At 57.5% G+C, this 22,775-nt stretch carries 16 protein-coding genes; 2 read left to right on the top strand and 14 right to left on the bottom strand.

Annotated elements, in window-relative coordinates; all coding sequences use genetic code 11:
• Positions 1 to 16 precede the first annotated feature (16 nt).
• From A3709_RS20150 to A3709_RS20140, 3 genes are all read right to left on the bottom strand, one after another.
• Positions 17 to 2,254, bottom strand: a complete 2,238-nt coding sequence (locus A3709_RS20150) for an NADP-dependent isocitrate dehydrogenase (RefSeq protein ID WP_066058946.1) — start codon at positions 2,252 to 2,254, stop codon at positions 17 to 19.
• 136 nt (positions 2,255 to 2,390) lie between these two features.
• Positions 2,391 to 2,981: a GNAT family N-acetyltransferase gene (locus A3709_RS20145; RefSeq protein ID WP_066058940.1), complete on the bottom strand. Its 591-nt coding sequence runs from the start codon at positions 2,979 to 2,981 to the stop codon at positions 2,391 to 2,393.
• Positions 2,974 to 3,306, bottom strand: coding sequence for a Rieske (2Fe-2S) protein (locus A3709_RS20140; RefSeq protein WP_066058938.1), 333 nt, complete (start codon positions 3,304 to 3,306; stop codon positions 2,974 to 2,976). The genes A3709_RS20145 and A3709_RS20140 overlap by 8 nt, the downstream gene beginning before the upstream one ends.
• Before the next feature lie 254 nt (positions 3,307 to 3,560).
• Here A3709_RS20140 and A3709_RS20135 point away from each other — a divergent pair, with 254 nt between their 5' ends.
• On the top strand, positions 3,561 to 5,456 hold the full coding sequence (locus A3709_RS20135; RefSeq protein WP_231871269.1) for a bifunctional diguanylate cyclase/phosphodiesterase: 1,896 nt from the start codon (positions 3,561 to 3,563) through the stop codon (positions 5,454 to 5,456).
• 13 nt (positions 5,457 to 5,469) lie between these two features.
• On the opposite strand, the gene meaB is transcribed toward A3709_RS20135, so the two are convergent.
• The 5 genes from meaB to A3709_RS20110 all read right to left on the bottom strand — a co-directional run bounded on the left by meaB (position 5,470) and on the right by A3709_RS20110 (position 13,725).
• On the bottom strand, positions 5,470 to 6,426 hold the full coding sequence (gene meaB, locus A3709_RS20130; protein WP_066058932.1) for a methylmalonyl Co-A mutase-associated GTPase MeaB: 957 nt from the start codon (positions 6,424 to 6,426) through the stop codon (positions 5,470 to 5,472).
• 49 nt (positions 6,427 to 6,475) lie between these two features.
• A complete protein-coding gene (scpA, locus tag A3709_RS20125; protein ID WP_066058929.1) occupies positions 6,476 to 8,635 on the bottom strand; it encodes a methylmalonyl-CoA mutase in 2,160 nt (719 codons plus the stop codon).
• An 85-nt stretch (positions 8,636 to 8,720) separates the two neighbouring features.
• Positions 8,721 to 9,134 carry a methylmalonyl-CoA epimerase gene (mce, locus tag A3709_RS20120; RefSeq protein ID WP_066058926.1) on the bottom strand — a complete coding sequence of 138 codons (414 nt, stop codon included), beginning with the start codon at positions 9,132 to 9,134 and terminating at the stop codon, positions 8,721 to 8,723.
• 10 nt (positions 9,135 to 9,144) lie between these two features.
• Entirely contained in the window at positions 9,145 to 11,958 is a 2,814-nt protein-coding gene (locus A3709_RS20115; protein WP_066058923.1) for a biotin/lipoyl-containing protein, read from the bottom strand.
• A 33-nt stretch (positions 11,959 to 11,991) separates the two neighbouring features.
• Positions 11,992 to 13,725 (bottom strand): acyl-CoA carboxylase subunit beta, encoded by a 1,734-nt coding sequence (locus tag A3709_RS20110; protein ID WP_066058920.1) that lies wholly within the window; start codon positions 13,723 to 13,725, stop codon positions 11,992 to 11,994.
• Positions 13,726 to 14,062: 337 nt separating this feature from the next.
• Here A3709_RS20110 and pabB point away from each other — a divergent pair, with 337 nt between their 5' ends.
• On the top strand, positions 14,063 to 15,412 hold the full coding sequence (gene pabB, locus A3709_RS20105; RefSeq protein WP_066058917.1) for an aminodeoxychorismate synthase component I: 1,350 nt from the start codon (positions 14,063 to 14,065) through the stop codon (positions 15,410 to 15,412).
• A 48-nt stretch (positions 15,413 to 15,460) separates the two neighbouring features.
• Here the strand turns inward: pabB and thrH are convergent, their stop codons facing one another.
• The 6 genes from thrH to A3709_RS20075 form a co-directional block, all read right to left on the bottom strand.
• On the bottom strand, positions 15,461 to 16,078 hold the full coding sequence (gene thrH, locus A3709_RS20100) for a bifunctional phosphoserine phosphatase/homoserine phosphotransferase ThrH (protein WP_066058914.1): 618 nt from the start codon (positions 16,076 to 16,078) through the stop codon (positions 15,461 to 15,463).
• 81 nt (positions 16,079 to 16,159) lie between these two features.
• Positions 16,160 to 17,134: an HTH-type transcriptional regulator CysB gene (gene cysB, locus A3709_RS20095; protein WP_066058911.1), complete on the bottom strand. Its 975-nt coding sequence runs from the start codon at positions 17,132 to 17,134 to the stop codon at positions 16,160 to 16,162.
• 127 nt (positions 17,135 to 17,261) lie between these two features.
• The gene (locus A3709_RS20090) at positions 17,262 to 18,170 is read right to left on the bottom strand and encodes a 5'-nucleotidase (protein ID WP_066058908.1); all 909 of its coding nucleotides are present in this window, start codon (positions 18,168 to 18,170) and stop codon (positions 17,262 to 17,264) included.
• Positions 18,171 to 18,187: 17 nt separating this feature from the next.
• Positions 18,188 to 20,335 (bottom strand): acetyl-CoA hydrolase/transferase C-terminal domain-containing protein, encoded by a 2,148-nt coding sequence (locus tag A3709_RS20085; protein ID WP_066058905.1) that lies wholly within the window; start codon positions 20,333 to 20,335, stop codon positions 18,188 to 18,190.
• Between the two features lie 87 nt (positions 20,336 to 20,422).
• On the bottom strand, positions 20,423 to 21,751 hold the full coding sequence (locus tag A3709_RS20080) for a sodium:alanine symporter family protein (protein WP_066058902.1): 1,329 nt from the start codon (positions 21,749 to 21,751) through the stop codon (positions 20,423 to 20,425).
• A 34-nt stretch (positions 21,752 to 21,785) separates the two neighbouring features.
• Positions 21,786 to 22,775, bottom strand: a complete 990-nt coding sequence (locus tag A3709_RS20075; RefSeq protein WP_066058899.1) for a 1-aminocyclopropane-1-carboxylate deaminase/D-cysteine desulfhydrase — start codon at positions 22,773 to 22,775, stop codon at positions 21,786 to 21,788.

Raw genomic sequence — 22,775 nt, 5'->3', positions numbered from 1 at the left:
GTCATTCCACCGCTGCTCAGGCGTTGGCGTCCGCCAATACTGCATTGAGCGTTGCACTGGGTCGCATGATGCGCTTAATCGCAGCGCGATCGGCGTGGTAGTAGCCGTACCCCTCTTCCTCAACAGGCTTGCCCTGGGCCTTTTCAAGCTCCGCTACAATCGTTGCTTCGGCTTCCTCAAGGGCTTTGGCAAAAGGCGTAAACTTGGCTGCCAGTTCGGCGTCTTCGGTTTGCGCCGCAACGGCCTGCGCCCAGTACAGGCCCAGGTAGAAATGGCTGCCGCGGTTATCGAGCTCGCCCACTTTTCGCGACGGCGACTTGTTGTTTTCGAGCAACTTGCCGGTGGCCGCATCCAGAGTCTTGGCGAGGATAGCCGCCTTGCCGTTGTTCTGCTTCAGACCCATGTCTTCCAATGAGACCGCCAGGGCCAGGAACTCACCGAGGGAATCCCAGCGTAGGTGGTTCTCTTCCTGGAGCTGCTGTACGTGCTTGGGCGCAGAGCCGCCGGCGCCAGTTTCGTACATGCCGCCGCCCTTGAGCATGGGCACGATCGACAACATCTTGGCTGAGGTGCCGAGTTCCATGATCGGGAACAGGTCGGTCAGATAGTCACGCAGCACGTTACCAGTGGCAGAAATGGTGTCGCGACCACGAAGCATGCGCTCCATGCTGCGACGGATCGCTTCGACATAGGTCATGATACGAATATCCAGGCCTTCAGTGTCGTGCTCGGTCAGGTAGGTGTTCACCTTTTTGATCAGCTCAATATCGTGAGCGCGATTGCGATCAAGCCAGAAGATAACCGGCGTGTCGGACTGGCGAGAGCGCGTTACCGCAAGCTTCACCCAGTCGCGGATCGCTTCATCTTTGGTCTGGCAGGCGCGCCAGATGTCACCTGGCTCCACCTCGTGTTGCATGATCACGTCGCCAGCCTCGCTGACCACGCGCATGGTACCCACTTCCTCGATCTCAAAGGTCTTGTCGTGGGAGCCGTATTCCTCGGCCTTTTTCGCCATCAGGCCAACGTTTGGCACAGTACCGCAGGTGGTGGGATCGAAGGCGCCGTTGGTCTTACAGAAGTTGATCATCTCCTGGTACAGCACGGAGTACGTGCTCTCGGGCATGACAGCCTTGGTGTCCTTGGGTTTGCCGTCGGGGCCCCACATTTTGCCGCCGTTACGAATCATGGCAGGCATGGAGGCATCGACAATCACGTCAGAGGGAACGTGCAGGTTGGTAATACCCTTTACGGAATCCACCATGGCCAGTTCGGGACGGTGCTCGTAGCAATCGTGGATGTCCTGCTCAATTTCCTCGCGCTTGGAGCGCGGCAGAGACTGAATTTTTTCGTAAACGCTGGACAAGCCGTTGTTGGGGTTTACGCCCAGCTCGTCAAACAACTCGGCATGCTTTTCGAACAGGTCTTTGTAAAAGACGGTCACGGCGTGACCAAAAACAATGGGGTGCGACACCTTCATCATGGTGGCCTTCACGTGCAGAGACCACATAACGCCGGAGTCTTTGGCGTCCTGCATGGTTTCCTCGAGGAATTCGCGCAGCATGGCAGCGCTCATGCGCATGCTGTCGACTACCTCGCCCTCAAGCAGTGCCAACTCTTTCTTGACTGTGACTGTGCCGTCGGGCGCGACGAATTCAATGCGGATAGTGCCGGCCTGCTCCATGGTGAAAGACTGCTCGGCGGAGTAGAAATCGCCGCCGCGCATATAGTCTGCATGCGAGCGTGACGCCTTGCTCCAGGCACCCATAGAGTGCGGAAATTTTTTCGCGAACTGTTTGACCGCGCCGGGTGCGCGGCGGTCGGAGTTACCCTCACGCAGCACCGGGTTAACCGCACTGCCCAGTACTTTCGCGTAGCGCGCGGCAACGTCTTTCTGCTCGTAAGATTCGGGATTCTCGGGATAATCAGGCAGCGGATAGCCCTGCCCCTGCAATTCCGCAATGCAGTCTTTCAGCTGTGGCACCGAGGCACTGATATTGGGCAACTTAACAATGTTGGCGCCGGGATCCTGGGTCAGCTCGCCCAGGAATGCCAGACCGTCCTGAACCCGCTGTTCTTCAGCCAGGTAGTCTGGGAAACCGGCGAGAATACGGCCGGCGAGAGATATGTCGGTGATTTTTACGTCGATACCTGCGGCGCTGGTGAAGGTGCGCACAATGGGTAGCAGAGAACAGGTAGCCAGAGAAGGTGCCTCATCCGTGAGCGTGTAGTAAATCGTATTAGCGTTGCTTGACATAGTGTCCTCTGATCGGGTGAATGACGTCGCACAACCGAGCGGTCGCGGCGAAATAAACGGGCGACATTGTACAGTATTTCTCAAGGAAATTGGCGGAATACCTGCGGTGAATGGCGTTGAATTTCGCCGAAAGTGCTTATTTTTGGACCGGTATCCACTGAGACCGCAGCAGTCCCCAGAGATTGACGTCGACCACCTCGCCCTTGAGCACCTGCCGCTCCCGCTGGCAGCCCTCAAGGCTAAAACCCAGGGCCTTCAGCAGTGCATTCGAGCCGTCATTGCGCGGGTCCACCCGCGCGTCCAGGCGGCGGATCTGCATGTTATCAAAGGCGTAACTGACCAGCCGGCCAACGGCTTCACGGGCAATGCCCCTGCCCCAGTAATCTCGCCCCAGGCCATAACCGATTTCAAGGCGCGCATGATCGTGCTCGTAGCCAAACATAATGCAGCTACCCACGACCTGGCCCGCACTGCGTTCGCAAATCACCCATTGCACTGCTTCGCGGTCCTGGTGGCGCTGCTTCACACGCTCATACCAGATCTCGGCGTCTTCCATACCCTGCCAGGTTTCAAACGGCAGATAGCGATTGACCTCCTCGACCCGATGAATTTTCAGGAGTGCCTGCAGGTCGCGGTACGTCACCAGGCGCAACTCGAACCGGTCGGAGAATATCGACCCGGAGGGCAATTCCAGGCGTTCTTCCTCCGGCGGCAGCCCCTTACTCATTGCCCGGCCCCGCAGCTATGATCACGCCCACTTCATTGCCTTCATAGACCAGTTCCCAGGTACGCAGGCCTCGGCAGGGTTCCTCGGTATGCTGCAGGAGGCGCCCGTCATCCAGCGCAAACCGATAGTGATGGGCGGCACACTGAATTTCGCCGCCGCCAATAGAGGCCAGGTCGAGGGGATGCTCGCGGTGAGGGCAGACAGCCTCTATCAGGTAGCGCTGCCCGTCGCTCTGCAGGAGCAACAGCTGATGCTGGTCGATTTTATAGGTACAGCTATAGCCGTCGTGCAGGTTGATCAACTTTTCCAGTGGCAAAAAGCGCATACAAAGAGACTCGATCGCGAGATATCCAGCGAGACTAACCGGTTTTCACGCGCCGGGCCAGCCGGCGTCTTTATTGTACCTTCGGCCATAGCCAAACCCGCCCAGCAAGGTATACTCACGTCATAACGACTCAAAAGAATAAGCAACCGTGAGGAAAGCTTCATCCGCTCATGGAAGATTCCAAGCGCCCACTATCCGCAGGTGCCCCCCAGAGAGATATAACCGAAGGTTATAGATTCTCCCGATTGACGACAGTGTTCTGGGCACTGGAGTGGTCATTATTTGCCCTGTTTATCGTCCAGGTCATCCTCGGACGCTACGACCTGGCAGCCGTACTGGCTGGCCTGGCAGTTGCGTTGTGCTGCATCCCCATCCTGAAAAAACTTGGCAGGCCCGATATCGCGGTCAATGCGCTCATTATCATTCTCACCATTCCTGTATTTGGCCTGATGTGGATGCATAAGGGGCTACACGATGAAGCAGTGATCGCCATCCCTGCGCTGATCCTGTTCTCCGCCGTGGTGGGCAGCCGCTGGCTGTTTATGGCGGTCACCGTCTCATCTATCTTCACGGTATTTCTCATCGGGCTCACCAATACCACCGGCCTGCATGTCCACGAGTTGTCGCCCGGGAATCTGACCACAGCCTCTTTTATTATCGTGATCCTGATGGTTACAGGCTTTGCGGTGTGGCTGTTCGCGGAAGACATGCGCGAGAGTATGAATCGACTGAGCCGCGAAATAGAACGGGTGAATGAATCGCAGTTCATGATCCGCGAGCTCGCCCACCACGATGCGCTGACCAGTCTACCCAACCGGTTGCTGGCCCGGGAGCAGTTCGAACACGCCCTGGCGGTCAGCCAGCGCAATGGCACCAAGGTGTGTCTGATGTTCATGGATCTTGACGACTTCAAACACGTCAACGATTCCTTTGGCCACCAGGGCGGTGACGAGTTTCTCAAGGAGACGGCGCTGCGCCTGATGAGTACCGTGCGGGCGACGGATTGCGTATCGCGTCTGGGTGGCGACGAGTTCCTGATTATTCTCGAGTCCGTCGACGACGCCGAACTCATGACCAGCGTGGCGAGCAAAATTCTCCAGGAAGTCAAAAAACCGGTATCGATCGGCAGCTCGGACATTGTTGTCACCGCCTCCATTGGCATCGCCATTGCACCCAACGACGGCGAGGATTTCGACACTATCTGCCGTCAGGCCGACATCGCCATGTATCACACCAAGGACAGCGGCCGGAATAACTACCATTTCTTTAACGAGAAAATGCACGAGCGTGTGCAGGACCGCCTCAATATCCTGTCCTACCTCTACGAAGGGCTCAGTCAACGTCAATTTGAACTATTCTATCAGCCCAAAATTGACCTCGAATCCGGCCGTGTCATTGGCGCCGAGGCGCTGATTCGCTGGCACCATCCTACGCGCGGACTGATTGCCCCCGCCGAATTTATCGGCGTTGCCGAACAATCAGGTCTGATCGAAGAAATGGGCAGTTGGGCCATGGAAGAAGCCTGCCGCTACTGTAAACAGTGCCTCGACCTGGGGCTGGTGGACAGCGGATTCACTATGGCCGTCAATATCTCGCCGGTACAGTTCGCCCGGGGTTCAATTACCAAAGTGGTGAGCGACGTGCTCAAGAAGAGCGGGCTGGATGCTGATCAGCTGGAACTCGAGCTCACTGAATCCCTCTTGATTGATAACAGCACCTCCATTAAGCGCGCACTGCTACAACTGCGCCGGATGGGTGTTGAACTGGCTATCGACGACTTCGGCACCGGCTATTCCAATCTCGGCTATCTCAAGGCATTCGAGGTTAGCGTACTGAAAATCGACCGCTCCTTCATCAGCCGTATTCTCGAAGCCGAGCAGAGTCGCATTCTTGTCGAGGCGATTATTCAGGTCGCCTCTCGCTTGAATATCAAGGTTGTGGCAGAGGGCGTGGAGAACCAGAAAATGGCGGAAGCGCTGTCTATGCTCGGCTGCGACCAGGCCCAGGGGTACTACTGGTCCCGCCCCCTAAATGCCATGAAATTCGAGAAGTTCATGCGTAATCACCAGCGTGATATACGCCGCAATGGCGGCGTACCAACCCTGCGTGCAGTGTCCTCAAAGCGCGCTGACGCCGCCACTCCTTCCTGAGGGCAGGATCGCCCTAGAGCTTTTCGAGAATCTGCTGCGCCGCCGCGTAAGCCGTCAGGCGGTGGCTCTCCACGCCCGCTTCCAGAGTGGGCATTAACTGCTGTACCTCCGTGTTCTGGGACAGCTTTAAATGCAGCATTTCGTTCACCAGCTGATGCATCCAGTCACGGTTTTGCTGGGCGCGTTTGGCGTCAAAGGCGCCTTTCTGGCGAGCCTTGATCTGGTAGTCAACCAGCATGCCCCACACGGCGTCGATATTGATATTCTTGAGCGCCGAACAGGTCATGACCTGAGGTGTCCAGAAACTGGTGTGGCGCAACAGGTTCATGGCGCTGGTGTACTGCTGTCTCGTCAGCGTGGCAAGCCTCTCGCTGTCGCCATCGGCCTTATTGATGACCAAAGCATCCGCCAGTTCCATTATTCCCTTTTTGATGCCCTGCAGCTCATCTCCGCCGCCCGGCAGCATCAACACCATAAAGAAATCAACCATGCCAGCGACCTGGTATTCGCTCTGGCCGACGCCCACGGTTTCCACCAAGATCACATCGTAGCCAGCGGCTTCGCAAAGTAGCATGGTTTCACGGGTTTTCTGAGCCACGCCGCCAAGCGCGCCCTCTGATGGTGAGGGCCGGATAAAGGCCTCTTCCCTGCGCGACAATTCTTCCATGCGCGTCTTGTCGCCCAGTATCGAACCGCCCGCGATCGGAGAGCTTGGGTCTACCGCCAGCACAGCTACCCGCTTGCCCTGCGCAATCAGGTACAGGCCAAAAGCTTCAATAAAGGTGGATTTGCCAACACCGGGGACACCGGTAATACCGATGCGAATACTGTTGCCGGAGTGCGGCAGCACCTGTTCGAGAATGTGCTGGGCTTCCACCCGGTGTGTATCCAGTTTGGATTCCACCAGCGTAATCGCCTTGGCCAGTGCCCGGCGATTGCCGGATAAGAGCTTTTCTAGGTCAAATATCATCAGAGCAGCGACCGGGGAGTGCCTTATGACACTTCGCCCCGTTGATTGATCAGGCCTGTTGCGAGTTCACCGCGTCGAGCACCTCACGTGCGCAAGCGGGAATCGGCGTGCCCGGGCCGAAGATACACTTCACGCCAGCACCGTAGAGATAGTCGTAGTCCTGGCGCGGAATCACACCGCCGGCAATGACGACGATATCGTCAGCGCCCTGCTTCTTGAGTTCTTCAACCAACTCCGGCACCAGGGTCTTATGGCCGGCGGCGAGTGATGATGCGCCTACCACATGCACGTCGTTCTCAATCGCCTGACGCGCCACTTCTTCCGGCGTGGAGAACATAGGCGACAAATCAATATCAAAGCCGACATCAGCAAAGGCAGTGGCAACCACTTTAGCGCCGCGGTCGTGACCGTCCTGACCCATTTTGCACACCAGCATCCGCGGACGGCGGCCGTGATGATCCACAAAGTCGTCGATATCCTTGCTAATACCCTGCCATTCTTCGTCTTCGGCAAACGCTGATCCGTAAACGCCTGACACGGTCTGTGCCTGGGCATTGAAGCGGCCGAACTCACGCTCCATGGCAAAGGAAATTTCGCCGACCGTGGCGCGGCGACGAGTCGCCTCTACGGCCAGGGCCAGCAAGTTGCCTTCGCCGCTGACCGCGGCCTGGTAAATGTCTTCCAGAATCGCTTCAACCGCAGCCTCATCACGAGACCCCCTGATTGTGGCGAGCCTGGCCAACTGCGATTCGCGCACTGCCTGGTTGTCGACTTCCAGGGTTTCGATCGCATCTTCTTGGTCGAGGGTGTACCTGTTGACACCGACGATCACGTCATCGCCGCGGTCGATACGCGCCTGTTTGCGCGCGGCAGCCTCCTCGATCTTAAGCTTGGGCAAGCCGGTCTCGATGGCCTTGGCCATACCACCGGCTTCCTCGATCTCCTCAATCAATTCCCAGGCCTTGTCTGCGATATCCTGAGTGAGGCTCTCCATCATGTAGGAACCGCCCCAGGGATCGACAACGTTGGTGATACCGCTCTCTTCCTGAATGATGAGCTGGGTGTTACGGGCAATACGTGCCGAGAACTCGGTGGGCAGAGCAATGGCCTCGTCCAGTGCGTTGGTGTGCAGTGACTGAGTACCGCCAAAAACGGCGGCCATCGCTTCAATCGTGGTGCGCACCACGTTGTTGTAAGGGTCCTGCTCTGTCAGCGACCAGCCGGAGGTCTGGCTGTGTGTACGCAGCATTGAGCTCTTGGGGTTACCGGGGTTAAATTCGCCGACAATCTTGGCCCACAGCAAACGCGCTGCCCGCATCTTGGCGATCTCCATATAGAAGTTCATGCCAATGCCCCAGAAGAAGGACAGACGCGGTGCAAACTGATCGATATCGAGGCCGGCGGCCAGGGCTGTGCGAATATACTCCTTGCCATCTGCCAGGGTGTAAGCCAACTCCAGCGCTGCGTTCGCTCCCGCTTCCTGAATATGGTATCCCGAGATTGAGATGGTATTGAACTTGGGCATGTTGCCGGAACAGTAGGCGATAATATCGCCGATGATTTTCATGCTCGGTGCGGGCGGATAGATATAGGTATTGCGAACCATGAACTCTTTGAGAATGTCATTTTGGATCGTGCCCGCGAGTTTATCTTGACTTACGCCCTGCTCTTCAGCAGCCACGATATAACCGGCTAGTACCGGCAGAACCGCGCCATTCATCGTCATAGACACCGACACTTTGTCCAGGGGAATGCCGTCGAACAGAATCTTCATGTCTTCCACGGAGTCGATCGCTACACCCGCTTTACCCACATCACCGGAGACACGGGGATGGTCGGAATCGTAGCCTCGGTGGGTGGCAAGATCGAAGGCCACCGACACGCCCTGACCACCAGCGGCCAGTGCCTTGCGATAGAAGGCGTTGGATTCTTCGGCGGTTGAGAACCCCGCGTACTGACGAATGGTCCACGGGCGCCCGGCATACATTGTCGCCTGCGGGCCGCGAATATAGGGTGACATGCCGGGCATGGTGTCCGCATACTCGAGATCTTCGGTATCGGCAGCCGTGTACAATGGCTTCACATCGATATCTTCAGGTGTCTGCCAGGTGAGATCATCCAGCGGCTTACCGCGCAGTTGCTTGGTGGCAAGCTCAGCCCAGGCGTCGGGAGTGGCGGTGTTCTTGTCGTATATCTTGTCGTTGCTCATGATCGTGTGTCTCGCGTGTAATCGCTGTCGGCGTCACCTGTTAGCAGTATCGGCGACGCCCCAGTTATAGCTCTTGGCCCACCGCTTAGTGGTGGTCCTCGGCGGGCTGATTAATCTCAATCAGCACACCATCACAGCTCTTGGGATGAATAAAAATCACCTTCGAGCCATGTGCACCCGGCGTAGGTGCATCGCCCAGGAACTGATAACCCTTTTCCTTCAGGCGCGCCACGTCCTCTTCAATATTGTCGGAGCGGAAGCACAAGTGATGCAGACCACCGCCCTTCTTTTCCAGATAACCAGCTATCGGCCCTTCACCATTCAAGGGGTGCACCAGTTCGATCTGGGTTTCCGGCAGTGGGAAAAAGGCCGTGCTGGTCTTTGCCGCCACAACGTCTTCCGTGCCATTGAAGGTTAGTCCAAAGTCTTCCATAAAGCGCTTAATCGCCTTCTCGAAGTCCGGTACGGCAATGGCGATATGATCAAGTGCGGTAATCATCGGATAGTCCTCATACAAGCTGGGCAAGGAATTCGTCGGTCACACCACGGCGGCGCGCAGCCACCTCCTCGGCAGATTCAACAACGATCACCTCGTCCGGAGTGATTTTGAAAATCGGCTGGCCCTTGCTGATGATCACGCCATCGGTGTCGACCAGCACCTCTTCGATAGTCCCCGAGAACGGCGCATACACCTTGTTGAACATCTTCATCACTTCAACAATAAACAGTGGGTCACCCGCCTCGAAGTGATCGCCCTGCTTCACATACACGTCGTGCTCCGGTGTTTCGCGGCCATAAAACATGCCGCCGCTCTCAGCGAGAATTTCGTCGGATTTGGCAACCGGCGGCGGCACCAATACTTTCGCCATTGCTTCCTGAAGCTCGGTATCTTCGAGACGCTCGGGAATATTAATCGTCAGGTCTTCGTTCACACACAGGCTGTAGTAAGACGTGGCTTCGGCAATGTTGGGCAGTACCGCCAGGATGTCGACACCGGCCTGGAAGCCTGCGTGGGCGCCACGAATCTCGCCCCACATTGACGCACTGATACCTTCTGGCGCATCGGCGGAATCCAGCACCGACTGCAATTCAATCCAGTCCTGTGCATCGAGACGATTATTGAGCTCCTGATAGAACGCCAGGGCGTCGTCGAGGATGTCATTGTCGTGATCCCAGATCATGCTGGAAGCAGGCTCACCTTCGACATAATCCATGTTCAGGAAGTGATAGGTATCGTCCAGCAGCTCGATCGGGTTTTCATTCCAGCTGATTTTACCGTCTACCATGGTGTAGCTGTCGCGGTTAACACTCAGCCAACCGGCGAGAATATGCGGCTCGTCCAGCAGTGTTTGCAGGGGCCGCAGCAACAGCGTTTGCTTCAACTCCAGGGTCGTTTTCAGGGCCTTGGCGCTATCGCCTGTGGCGCCCGCCAACTGAGCCTTGCAGACTTGCTTCCACGCGTAGTCCACGTCGAGGTTGTTGGCCCGCTGCTTCAGTTCACCTACCGCCGTCAGGTAAGGCACGATAAAGCGCGTGGTGGGTCGGGCATTAATGTTCTGGCCGATAAACCAGTTCACCAGACCGTAGTGGAACTCCAGATTGGTCGCCAGGTCCTTACCGCGCATGTTGGTCTGGCGAATCACTTCCGCCATACGCTCATAGGTGTCAAGGCGTGTATCACCAACAGTCAGCAGCAGCGCGATATTGGAATCGTAGGCGCCCGCCAGGGTGTACTTCATAAAGACATCGGTGTCGGGGTTGTGCAGGCTAATCCCCTGGTCGTCACGAATTTCGCCTTCGACGGCGTCGGACCAATACTCGATGACACCGCCGGCACTGGGCTGCAGCGCCTGGTTGGTGGCGTTGAGACGTGCTTCAACCGAATCGTTGTGGCGCAAAATACGCTCGGGCTTGGGCAGCTTGGGGCCGTGCGCCGCCAGCAATACCATCAGTTCTACCAGCGACTCCACGATAAACGTGTCATCGGGGTTTTCCGGGTTAGTGAACTTCAATAAGTAACACAGCTCGGTTACCCGGTGCTCCACCTGAATACGCGTGTTCATTTCCATGAAGAAGTGCTTGTCGCGATCGACAATACACTCGAACGTAGAGACAGAGTCCAGGCCCACAGCCTCACCAAAACGAGTCGCCTCATCTTCCATGGCAATCAGGGTTTTCAGGTCTTGCTCAAGTACGCGTTGCTCAGTCGCGTTACCAGATGCCTTGGCTTGCTCGATAGAAGCCTCCAGCGACTCAACAGTTACAGACACCTCGAGCAGCTTCTGCTCATGCATCTGCAGTGAGCAGTCGCGGCCGCCCATGGTCATGGACCACTCGCCGTTGCCCAGCACCTGAATTTCCTGGTGACGCGTTGTTTCAATATTCAGCTCAACCAGAACATTCTTGTTGTCACCAACACCGGTGGTTTTGACCTCATTGAGAATCTCCCGCACCAGCTCCGGGGTGCGCGCAGATTCACCAATACCGAGAATGCGCTGCCCCTTGCCGCCGCCGCCTGAAATAGCCTTGAGGCGCACCCGGTTTTCGGGGTACTCAGCTGCCATCTCCTGTACCGCTTCGGTCAGCGTTTCACAGAGTTCATCAACCGTGTAGATATCAACGCCTTTCTCATAGGACGCGGCCAGCACCAGGTCAGCCTTGTCAGCCAGCTCAATGCTGTCGTCATCCAGCTTAACCTCATCAACTGTGAGACCGTGTTCGGCCGCAAGGGCTTTTAACGCGGCTGCATCGGGGTGCTTCTTAAGCAGCGTAAGAGCGGTGCCATTGTCGATACCGGGAGTGACCGACACACCGTGCTTGAGTGCGGTACGCTTGGCCTCATCCTTCAGGCCTGCATCGTGAACCGTACGCGAGCAGGGGCCGATGAAATTCAGGCCGGCTTTTTCCATGGCGGCGACCATGGTTTCGTCCTCGGCCATAAATCCGTAGCCGGCGAAAATAGAGTTGTAGCCGTTCTCGCGGGCTATATTGATAATCTGGGCTATGCGCTGATCGCGCTCTTCCTTGTTTGCGCCGGTGTAATCAGGCACGCGGTGAACGCGATTAGGATCGGTCAGTGAGCGCAGTTCGGGGGCAAGTGCATCCTGATAGACAATGGAGTCTTTCTCGGACAGCAGAATACCGAAATCGGTAATGCCCATTTCGCTGAACACGTCCATGGCCTCCTTACGGATAGGACCACGGCAGATAATGAGCGGACGAATATGGGTGCAGTCGAACTGGTTGACCCATTCAGTGTGGCGACGCCCCAGACGACGGTCGCGGTGGATCAGCGGGTTGTGCAGATAGTGTTCGTTGGACACGGGAAATTCCTCTGTAATTCTTTTGGCCGGGGCTTAGTGGAACTCGCGCTGCACGGACTGCAGCGGGCTGGGCTCGTAGTGACGCAGACAGAAATCCATCTGCTCGGCCAGTACCTGGCGCAGATCTGATGGCATGACAATCTGTGAAATCGAACCGAGGCTAAGCGCCTCATTCGGATTCATCAGCTCGCGCTCATAGCGCTGGGCGAGAAGTTGCTCTTCCGCTTTCACCCAATCTGCTACCAATGTTTCTGCGGCTTCAACAGCGGCCTCCTCAGAGAGACCTGCGGCCAGCTGTGCTTCGGTTTCCTTGGCCACCTTGGCCTTGACCGAACCGCGAATTTTCTTGAGCTCGTCTTTGTAGACGTACTCAACACCCGCCGGGCCCATAACAGCCACGCGTGTAGTGGGCAGCGCCACCACGAAGTCGGCACCCGTGGGGTAGTTGTTGTAGGAGGCATAGGCGCCGCCAAAGGCGTTGCGCACCAGCACCAGGAAGCGCGGTGTGCGCAGATCGACGATCGCATCCAGCATAGCTCGTCCGGCCTGCACAATTCCCCTGCGCTCCTGCTCGCGCCCCGGCAGGAAGCCCGTAGTGTCCTCGAGGAAGATAATCGGAATGTTGTACAGGTTGCAGAAACGAATAAAGCGGGCGTTCTTATACGCCGCGTCAATGTCAATCTGGCCGGACGCCACGGCTGAGTTGTTGGCTACAAAGCCCACAACATTGCCGCCCATACGTCCCAATGCAGTAATGGTATTCCTGGCGCGCTCGGGCTGGATCTCCAGGAAGTCGCCGTGGTCGCACAACTGCTGGATCAGAATACTGATATCAACCGGGGTGTTAAAACCGGTCGGTGAGTTAAAGGCTTTCTTCAGCAGAATGTCGATGTCCCAGGTTTTGCGGTTTACCGGGTCGGACGACGGCTGGTGAGGGGCAAGCTCACCGTTATGCGCCGGCAGGTAGTTCAGCAGCTCGCGCACCTTGCGCAGCGCTGCCACTTCATCGGGTACCACGAAGTCAGTCACACCGCTCTGGCTGTGCACGCCGGGGCCGCCCAGCTCGTCGGGGGTCACATCTTCGCCCAGCACCGACTTGACCACGCCGGGGCCGGTCAGGCCAAAGAAGGTCTCATTGGGCTGGATCAGGAAAGAGCCCTGACGAGGCAGGTAAGAGCCGCCGCCCGCATTGAAACCAAACATACACATAATGCTGGGCACGACACCGGAGATCTTGCGCAGAGCGGTAAAGGCATCGGCATAGCCGTCGAGGCCGCCCACACCGGCGGGAATATAGGCGCCCGCGGAATCGTTGAGGCCTACGAGAGGAATCTTGCGCTTGGCGGCAAGCTCAAATAGGCGCGCAAGTTTCTTACCGTTGGTGGCATCCATTGAGCCAGCACGCACGGTGAAGTCGTGGCCGTAAATCGCCACATCGCGGCCGTTGACCTTGATAAGGGCAGTGACCAGTGAAGCACCATCCAGGTTGGGGCCCCAGTTCTGAAACAATACCGTGGGCTCGTCATCGGCCAGGCAGTCGATGCGCTCCCAGATGGTCATCCGTTTCTTCTGGTGCTGGCGCTGGGTATTTTTGACGCCCGCGGCGCGATAAGGGCGCTGCTGCAGTTCCCAACCCGCTTTCAGAGCTTCTTCATAAAGACCTGGCTCTGCGGCGACCTGGCCCGGCACCTTGAACTCCTGCTCTTCATTCGTCGAGAACGGGTTGTCCAGAGATGCAATCAGATCATTGCTGCTGTTCTTTGTCATAATCCTTGATCCAATAATAGGCCCGCGGGCCTGGGAGAGCTTGCGGAATCTTCTCAGAGATTTCGTGTGCAAGACGTGACAGGCGAGCAGCGTCCAAACAGCGCACTCACCAGAATTTCGGCGTGTTACATTAAGTGCCGGGTTGGTCAAAGTCAATTAAGCGAAACGCGTAAGACTATGTTTTCACAGCAAATAAACCGACCTGAAGCACGGTTTAGGACATTAGTTTACAATACCGAACAACCGAATAGACTTTCCAAGACATTTGCTTTGCGGTGTTATCGGTGTCAACATTTGTCACTTCGCAGCCCAGCGAAATAAGGCCGCACGCCCGCACATGAACAAAACCGTCTCGATCGAAGAAATTAGCTACTCTCCCGACAGCTGCGAGCTGTTTGAGTGTCTGCGCGATCTGCCCGGTGCCGCGCTGCTCGATTCGAGTTATCCCTACACCCAGAGCGGCCGGTACGACATTCTGGCAGCAAACCCAGCTTGCGCCGCTCCGCTTCCGCCAACAGGTACCAATAGCGCCACTTGGCGCAACTTTTTCGATGACCTGGCTGACTTTCACCGCGATCGTTACGGCGCCAGCCAGGGCGTGGCCCAGGACCTCCCCTTCTGTGGCGGGATACTGGGCTACCTGGCCTATGACCTGGGTAATCCCCTCAACCAGGTCGAGGGTTCCACGGGCGACTACTCAAGTGCAGGGTTGGCCGCCTATGACTGGGCGGTTATTCAGGATCATTTGCTGCAGCGTGCAGTGGTAGTTACCCAGCGCACTGTGTCCGCCGCCACCCAGCGCGATATCCTGAGCCGACTGCGCCGGCGCAGTGATACGCCCGGCAGCGCATTCAGACTGAAGGCGCCATTCAAATCCAACCTCTCCGAGACGGAATATCGCGAGGCATTTCATCGCATCCAGGCCTATATTCAGGCCGGGGACTGCTACCAGGTCAATCTCGCCCAGCGCTTCCAAAGCACCTACGAGGGCGACCCCTGGCAGGCTTACCGACAATTGCGCCTGGTCGCCGCAGCGCCGTTCTCCGGCTTCCTGACCCTGGGCGATGAAGACGCACTGCTATGCCTGTCTCCGGAACGGTTTCTGTCGTTACAGGGACACCATGTACAGACCTCACCCATTAAAGGCACGCGCCCACGGCACCACGACCCGGCGGCTGATCAACTCGCTGCCGCGGAACTGCGCCGCGCCGAAAAAGATCGTGCGGAAAACCTGATGATTGTGGACTTGTTGCGCAACGACCTGGGGCGCAGCTGTGTGCCGGGCAGCATTCACGTGGACGCGCTGTTTGAGGTACAGAGTTTTCCCACCGTACACCACCTGGTCAGTACCATTAGTGGGGAGCTGAGCCCGGAGCGTACGGCCTACCAGTTACTGCGCGACTCTTTTCCAGGAGGCTCGATCACCGGCGCGCCGAAACGCCGCGCCATGGAGATCATTACCGAACTGGAACCGGATCCGCGGGAAGCCTACTGCGGCTCTCTGATGTATATCAGCGCCGATGGACGCATGGACAGCAATATCGCCATTCGCAGCCTGCTGTGCAGTGACAATCAGATACGCTGCTGGGGTGGTGGCGGCATTGTCGCTGACTCGCAGTGGCAGCAGGAATACCAGGAAACCTTCGACAAGGTGGGGAAATTCCTCACAGCACTGGAAGCACTGTGAGGCTTACGTTGCAGGCCCGGGTGCTCGACACCAGGGCCCGCCTCGCTACTAGAGACTCAGCTCTCGATTGGACGCCTCGAGGAAGGCCACTTTGAGATCGGCCAGAGAATCCACCGAACGGAATTGGGGGAATTCATCTTTCACGTTCTGCGGTGCGTGAATAAGAATGCCCACATCCGCCTCTCCCAGCATAGTGGTGTCGTTATAGGAATCGCCGGCGGCAATCACCCGGTAGTTCAGAGTGTGCAGCGCCTTCACCGAAGCGCGCTTGGGATCTTCCTGGCGCAGCTTGTAGTCGACCACCCTGCCCTCATCGTCTGTTACCAAACGGTGACAGAATAGCGTGGGCCACCCCAACTGACGCATCAGCGGCTCGGAAAATTCGTAAAAGGTATCTGAGAGGATAATCAGCTGGAAGCGCTCCCGCAGCCAGTTGACGAAATCGATTGCACCGGGCAGTGGCTCGAGGGTGGCAATCACCTCCTGGATATCATCGATCTTCAGTCCGTGCTGATCGAGAATATCGAGACGCTGCTTCATGAGCACGTTGTAATCGGGGATATCGCGGGTGGTTGCGCGCAATTCTTCGATGCCGGTTTTCTCGGCAAACGCAATCCAGATTTCAGGGACAAGGACCCCTTCCAGGTCCAGGCAGGCCAGTTCCAATGTTCTACTCCTTAGGTGGCTGAGCGAGAGCGCAACAATCTAACCACCTGGCCCTGGCGAGACAAGCCCCAGGAGTAAAAATCAGTAGACCGGCAGCTCCAGGTGCGAAAACAATTCCTCGAGTTCCGCCTTGGTATTGCAGGAGAAGGCCTCGGTGACCACATCGCGCGTCAGGTGGGGGGCGAAATCCTCTATGAACTCATACATATAGCCACGCAGGAACGTCCCCTTGCGACAGCCGATGCGGGTGACACTACTGGCGAACAGATGGCTGGCATCCAGGGCCACCAGGTCCGGGTCCACCTCCTCGTCGTGGGCCATTCCCGCGACAATGCCAATACCCAGCCCGAGCCGCACATAGGTTTTAATGACGTCGGCATCGGCAGCAGTGAAGACCACCCGCGGCACCAGGCCGCGTTCGACAAAGGCCTCGTCGAGTTTGGAACGCCCGGTAAAACCAAACACGTAAGTGACTATCGGATGCTCGGCCACATCCTCAAGTGTCAGCTCAGACACCTGGGTCAAAGCGTGATCGCGAGGCACCAGAATACAGCGATTCCAGCGATAGCACGGCATCATGATCAGGTCTGAATACAGCTCCAGGGCCTCGGTGGCAATGGCAAAGTCCACTGAACCGTCAGCGGCCATTTCGGAGATCTGGACAGGTGTACCCTGATGCATATGCAGGGACACTTCAGGATAGCGTTCAATGAAGGCTTTAATCGTCGCGGGCAAGGCATATCGGGCCTGGGTGTGTGTCGTGGCGATCGAGAGGCTGCCTTTGCGCTCGTTGGAATACTCCTGGGCAACCTGCTTGATGCTCTCAACCTTGCGCAGCACCTCGCCGGCGGCCTCGAGAATAGCCTCACCGGCCGGGGTCACATGGGTGAGATGTTTACCGCTGCGGGCGAAGACCTCAACGCCCAATTCGTCCTCTAACAGGCGAATTTGCTTGCTGATACCGGGCTGCGATGTGTACAAACTCTGGGCAGTGGCCGACACATTGAGATCGTGATGGGCGACTTCCCAGATATAGCGCAATTGCTGCAGCTTCATCCCTGCCTCCGGTGGCTCCAGGCTATTTCAGGCGCCGAATGGGCCCCAACTCTTATGAAGAATAGCCATTAACCCGAGGTTATGCCAAATTAAAAAGGAATAACCCTGTACGGGCGATTAATCCCACTCAGGTGGGTGGATTTGCGACCCCGTGGGGCACATGGCCGGTGGCGATATGCGGACTGGCGGATTCACAATGAGACTGCTGATCGTCAAAGAAAACGTCCGCCTGGTAGGCTCTCAGGAAATCGGTCTTATTCAGGCCGCCGAGAAAGATCGACTCATCAATACGGATATCCCAGGCGCGCAGCGTGCGAATGACGCGCTCGTGAGCGGGCGCTGAGCGCGCGGTGACAAGGGCCGTGCGAATAGGTGCTTCTGTGGCAGGGAAAGCCTGCTGCAATCGATGCAGCGCCGCAAGAAACGGCTTGAATGGTCCGCCGGCCAGTGGTCGCTTGGCAGCGGCGACCTCGCTGGCAGTGAAAGCATCCAGGCCCTCACTCTTGTAGACCTGTTCGGCTTCATCCGAGAAAATCNCCGCATCGCCATCAAACGCAAAACGCAGTTGCTCCCCCGCCTTGCCTGCACCGCCCTTATTCGACACCAGCGTTGCGGCAGCTACGCCGCAATCGAGCGCGTAGCGCACATCCTCGGCTTCGCTGGACAGAAACAGCTGACAGCCAAAGGCGTTGATATATCGCCAGGGACTTTCGCCGCCGCAAAACGCCGCCCGCGAGATCGCCAGGTCGTAGTGTTTAATGGAGTTAAATACCCGCAAACCGGTGTCGGCGCTGTTGCGTGACAACAACACCACTTCCACCTGTTGGTCGCCGCCCAACTGCTCGTTGAGTCGCAGCAGCTTGTGCACCAGCGGAAACGCCTCACCCGGCTCGAGGGGTTGCTCCTCACGCTCGACCTGATAGGCAGAGTATGCTTCTAATCCCTCCTCCTGATAAACCCGATGACTGTCGTCGAGGTTAAACAGGGCCCGGGAAGATATCGCGATAACGAGTTTGTCTTCAAGCGTAGATGGCATGGTGACAGAATACAGACTCAGCTGACTTTTAACAGCCCCCGCTCCTCCAGCTCCATCATCAGTAATTGCTGCACAATGAATTCCCGCGGCGTTTCTGGATGATCGAGATGGACCCGTTCCAATAGCGGCCTGGCGGCTTCTTCATCAGCGTGGTGGAGCAAGGCCTTGAAGGCCGAAGAAATGAATTGCGTCGGTTCTTCACTGAGCGCTTTGATTTTGCGCAGGCTGGCACCGAGAGCAATTTCCTGCTCCGTCAAGTCTGTACCAAATGGGTAATCCGGCAGCAGACCGGCCTCCAGGTAGGGCTTAAGTCGCTCCGCCAGGTGCTCAGGCGTGTTGTCGCGCGCGTGAGCGGGAATCTCGTAGTCGGCCGGCAGTTTGCCCTGGCGTTTGGCCGCTTCAAGCAGCTCCCGCTGAAAACGCGAGTCGGCGACGTTGAGCATCTGCTTTGCCACCTCGGCGTCGCTCTTGCCGCGCAGATCAGCAATACCGTATTCGGTGACGATAATGTCGCGCAAATGCTTGGGTATGGTGGTGTAGCCATAAGCGGCCACTATATTAGACTTGAGCTTTTTGCCCTGGCCGCGGGTGCTGCGCACACACAGCACGGAGCGAGCACCGGGCAAATCATGCGCCATGGCCACAAAGTTGTACTGCCCGCCAACACCGCTGATTTGCGTGCCGTCCTCGAGGGCATCCGAAGCGACGGCGCCATTGAGTGACGCAATCATGCCGGTGTTGATAAAACGTGCCTGGGTGCGTTGGGCGCAGTACAACGGATAATCCAGCAGGAGTTGATTGGTGCGCCGCACGCCGGTCATGCAAATCTGTGCATGCAGATCCGAAGGCATCTCCCTAAGCCGCTGGTAAAAGCTGCGTGGCCCCAGGAAAAAACCACCGTGGAGCACGCGGCCATGACGCAGTTGGCCACCCTCGACCCGGGTAAGCAAGGCGGCGCGGGTCTGCGGCTCATCCAGGTCATTTGCCAGGGTAACGTCCGCCAGCTTCAGCCCATCCTCATCTATCTCAAGCTCTGCGGGCAAGATCCCCCAATACTTGAAATCACTAATGGACGCAGTGTCGAGATTGCGCGGCATAATATCGCGCCGGCGCAAATAGGTATACATCGCCGTGTCCACCTGCTCGCTCATCTCGCCACTGTTGAGACCTTGCTGCAACTCCAGGTGATCATAGACCCGGCGCTTGACGATACCAGCATCAATCAGCGCCATCATGCCGTTGACGAACATCTCGGTAGAGACGTACAAGCCCTGCTGAAAAGGCGCAGGATCGCCTGCCGGACTGTGCGGCAACCGGGTCACATCCGCCAGCAGAGCACGGTAGGCGCTGTTGTTCTGATCGCGAAGAATACAGGCATGAGCGAGCGCATCACCCAGCGCGCCAATCCCAATTTGCAGTGTGCCGCCGTCGCACACCAGAGAACTGGCATGGATCGCGGCGGCATAATCCTGCACCGGTACCGCGGCATTGGGCACGGCAAACAGGCACCGGTCATACCTGCCATTGCGGACAATGCTGTCGAATCGGTCTGCACTGACCTGCGCGTCGTGCTCCATGAACGGCATATCAGCGTGAATCTGTGCGGCACAGAACACATCGAGTGACTCTGCCTCAATGCGGTCAAACACCTCCAGGGTAATGTCGGGATTACTGGACAGGCTGAGTTGCAACTCACCATCGATATCGCGCGCGGCCACCATCTGGGCCATAACGTTAACGCCAGCGCCGAGCATATCCCGGGCAATATGCGTGTAGTTGCTCGAAATATAGTTCTGCTGTGCCTCAGGCACATTCTTCATGGCGCCCGCTTTGAAATACAGCTCGGAGACAGAAACATTCGGGGGCAGCTCGCCGCGGCGCAGCGGCTGCATAAAAGACAGCTCTTCATAGTCGCCGAACAGGCGCGCAACAATAGGACCCGCCAGCCCCTTCTCGATATGGCTTGCGGGCGTCGGCACCTCCAGGCACAGCGCGGTGTAGATACTGAGCGACAGTGAGGGGTCGTCCACTGCCCGCTGGTAGAATGCATTGATCAGTTGCACCGGCTTGCCCAGACCCAGCGGCGCACCCAGCACAATGTGCTTGCCGACCCGGGCAATCGCCTGATCAACACACTCCTCTACACTGGCAACAATCTGGCTCACTCAACGTCCCTCTAGACTGGGCTCACCGGGGGCTGACTGACTAGCGTAGCGCAGCCAGCCCCCGGTGAGCCGACTGCACGACAGGCATCAGGCGCGCTTATTGAAATAGTCGCGGGTCAGCTTGAACACCAGCGGCCCGAGCAGCAGCAAGGCGACCAGGTTGGGAATCGCCATAAATGCGTTGAGTGTATCGGCGATCAACCACACCAGGTCCAGCTGCACCACGGTGCCTAGCGGGATGGCGACAACCCACAAGATCCGAAATGGCACAATACCGCGGGTACCCAACAGGAACACCACACAGCGCTCGCCGTAGAACGACCAGCCAATCATGGTCGTAAATGCAAACAGGCACAGGCCCAGCGTGACGATGTACTCGCCACCCGGGAAGGCATTTCCAAAGGCCAGCGACGTGAGGCTGGCACCGGAGATGCCTGTGGGCAGCACGTCCATGATGACGATGACGAGACCGGTCATGGTGCACACAATCAGGGTATCGATAAAGGTTCCCAGCATAGCAATCATACCCTGCTCCACTGGCTGATCTGTCTTGGCCGCTGCGTGAGCAATCGGCGCGCTACCCAGGCCAGCCTCGTTGGAGAAGATCCCCCGCGCTACACCAAAGCGCAGCGCTGCCCAGACGGTTGCGCCTGCGAAACCGCCCGCGGCCGCTGAGCCAGTCAGCGCGCTATCAACGATAGTGGCAATAGCAGCCGGCACCGCCGTGATATTGAGCAGGATCACCACAAGGCTAAGCATGATGTAGGCAAGTGCCATCATGGGCACTAACAGGCTCGCCACACTGGATATCCGCTTGATCCCGCCAAGCACGACTGCCCCGACCAGCACCATAAGTACCAGACCGGTGGCCAGTGGCGGCACGCTGAAAGCATCGTGTAATACCTGGGAGACAGAGTTCGACTGCACGGTGTTAGCAATGCCAAAGCCCGCCAGGGAGCCAAACAGGGCAAATGCGTAGGCCAGCCAGTGCCAGCGTTTGTGCAGGCCGTTCTTGATGTAGTACATCGGGCCGCCACTGAAATTGCCTTTGTCATCCCGCTCGCGGAAATGCACGGCGCACACCGCCTCGGCAAATTTGGTCGCCATGCCCACCAGCGCGGTAATCCACATCCAGAACAGCGCCCCCGGCCCGCCGAGGGCGACGGCCGTGGCTACACCGGCAATGTTGCCGGTACCTATCGTGGCTGACAGCGATGTCATCAAGGCACTGAACGGTGAGATATCGCCCTTACCTTCGCCTTTGCGACCGGACAGTAACAGGCGCACGCCAGCGGGAATTTTGCGAATCGTGGCGAACTTCAGGCCTGCACTGAGGTACAGGCCCGTACCCAGCAAGAGCACCAGGGTCACTGGCCCCCATGCCCACCCATTAACGGTATTAATCAGGTCTACCATGTGTGCAAAATCCTTTTATTCAAAAGACGAAAGTTTACCAGCGGAACCCTTCCCCTTGGGGGAACAGACCAAAAATTCCGCCTGTATGCATGAATACGATATCTTGACAGCCGGCGAAGCGGCCCGCCTGTATTTCCTGCACCATGCCGTGGAAAGCCTTGCCAGTATAGACCGGGTCGAGGGCCAGACCCTCCAGGGTCGCGAGTTCGGCAATGGTATCAAATACCGCCTCGCTAGCCCGACCATAGCCCTCTCCGACATGGCCATCGAGCACACGTGTGGTGTAGTCCACGGGCGGGGCATCGGGATAGAGCGCATACCAATGCGCGATATCCTGGTCGACTTTATCGAGAAAATACTGCTCGTCATCACAGACATTGACACCCCAGATCTGGGCATCCAGCTGGTGTAATGCCGCACCCAGGGTGAGCCCTGCCTGGGTGCCGCCAGAACCTGTCGCGCTCACAATATGCGCCTGCCCAATCTCGGCTGCGGCAAAGTCTGACCGCAATTCCTCGCAGGCGGCAATATAGCCCCAAAGACCAATACCGTCACTGCCGCCGGTGGGAATCGCCAGCGCCTTGCGCCCTTGGGATGCGTAGTGCTGTTGCCAATGCTCAAACAGCGACTCAAGCCCGGTGACATATTCGCGCACGGGATAACAGCTGACCGCGGCGCCCGCAAGGTAATCGAGCAATAAATTGCCCTGACGAGGCCCCTCATCGGTACCACGCAGAATGAGATGGACCGGCATGCCAAGCTGCGCACCGGCAAATGCCGTGGCCCGGCAGTGATTACTCTGGATACCACCACAGGTGATTAGCGTGTCGTAGCCGTGATCCTGAGCATAGGCGGTGATGTATTCGAGCTTGCGAACCTTATTGCCGCTTAGGGTACTGCCGGTAAGGNCGTCGCGTTTAACCCACAAACGATGGCCACTGCCCCAGCGCTCACTGGCGCGGTGCATGGGAACGAGCGGCGTGGGAATCTGGGCCAGGTCATTTTTGCGCGGATAGTTCAGCAA

This window comes from Halioglobus sp. HI00S01, assembly GCF_001635445.1.
GTDB lineage: Bacteria > Pseudomonadota > Gammaproteobacteria > Pseudomonadales > Halieaceae > Halioglobus > Halioglobus japonicus.
This window is presented reverse-complemented; position numbering and strand designations above follow the sequence as displayed.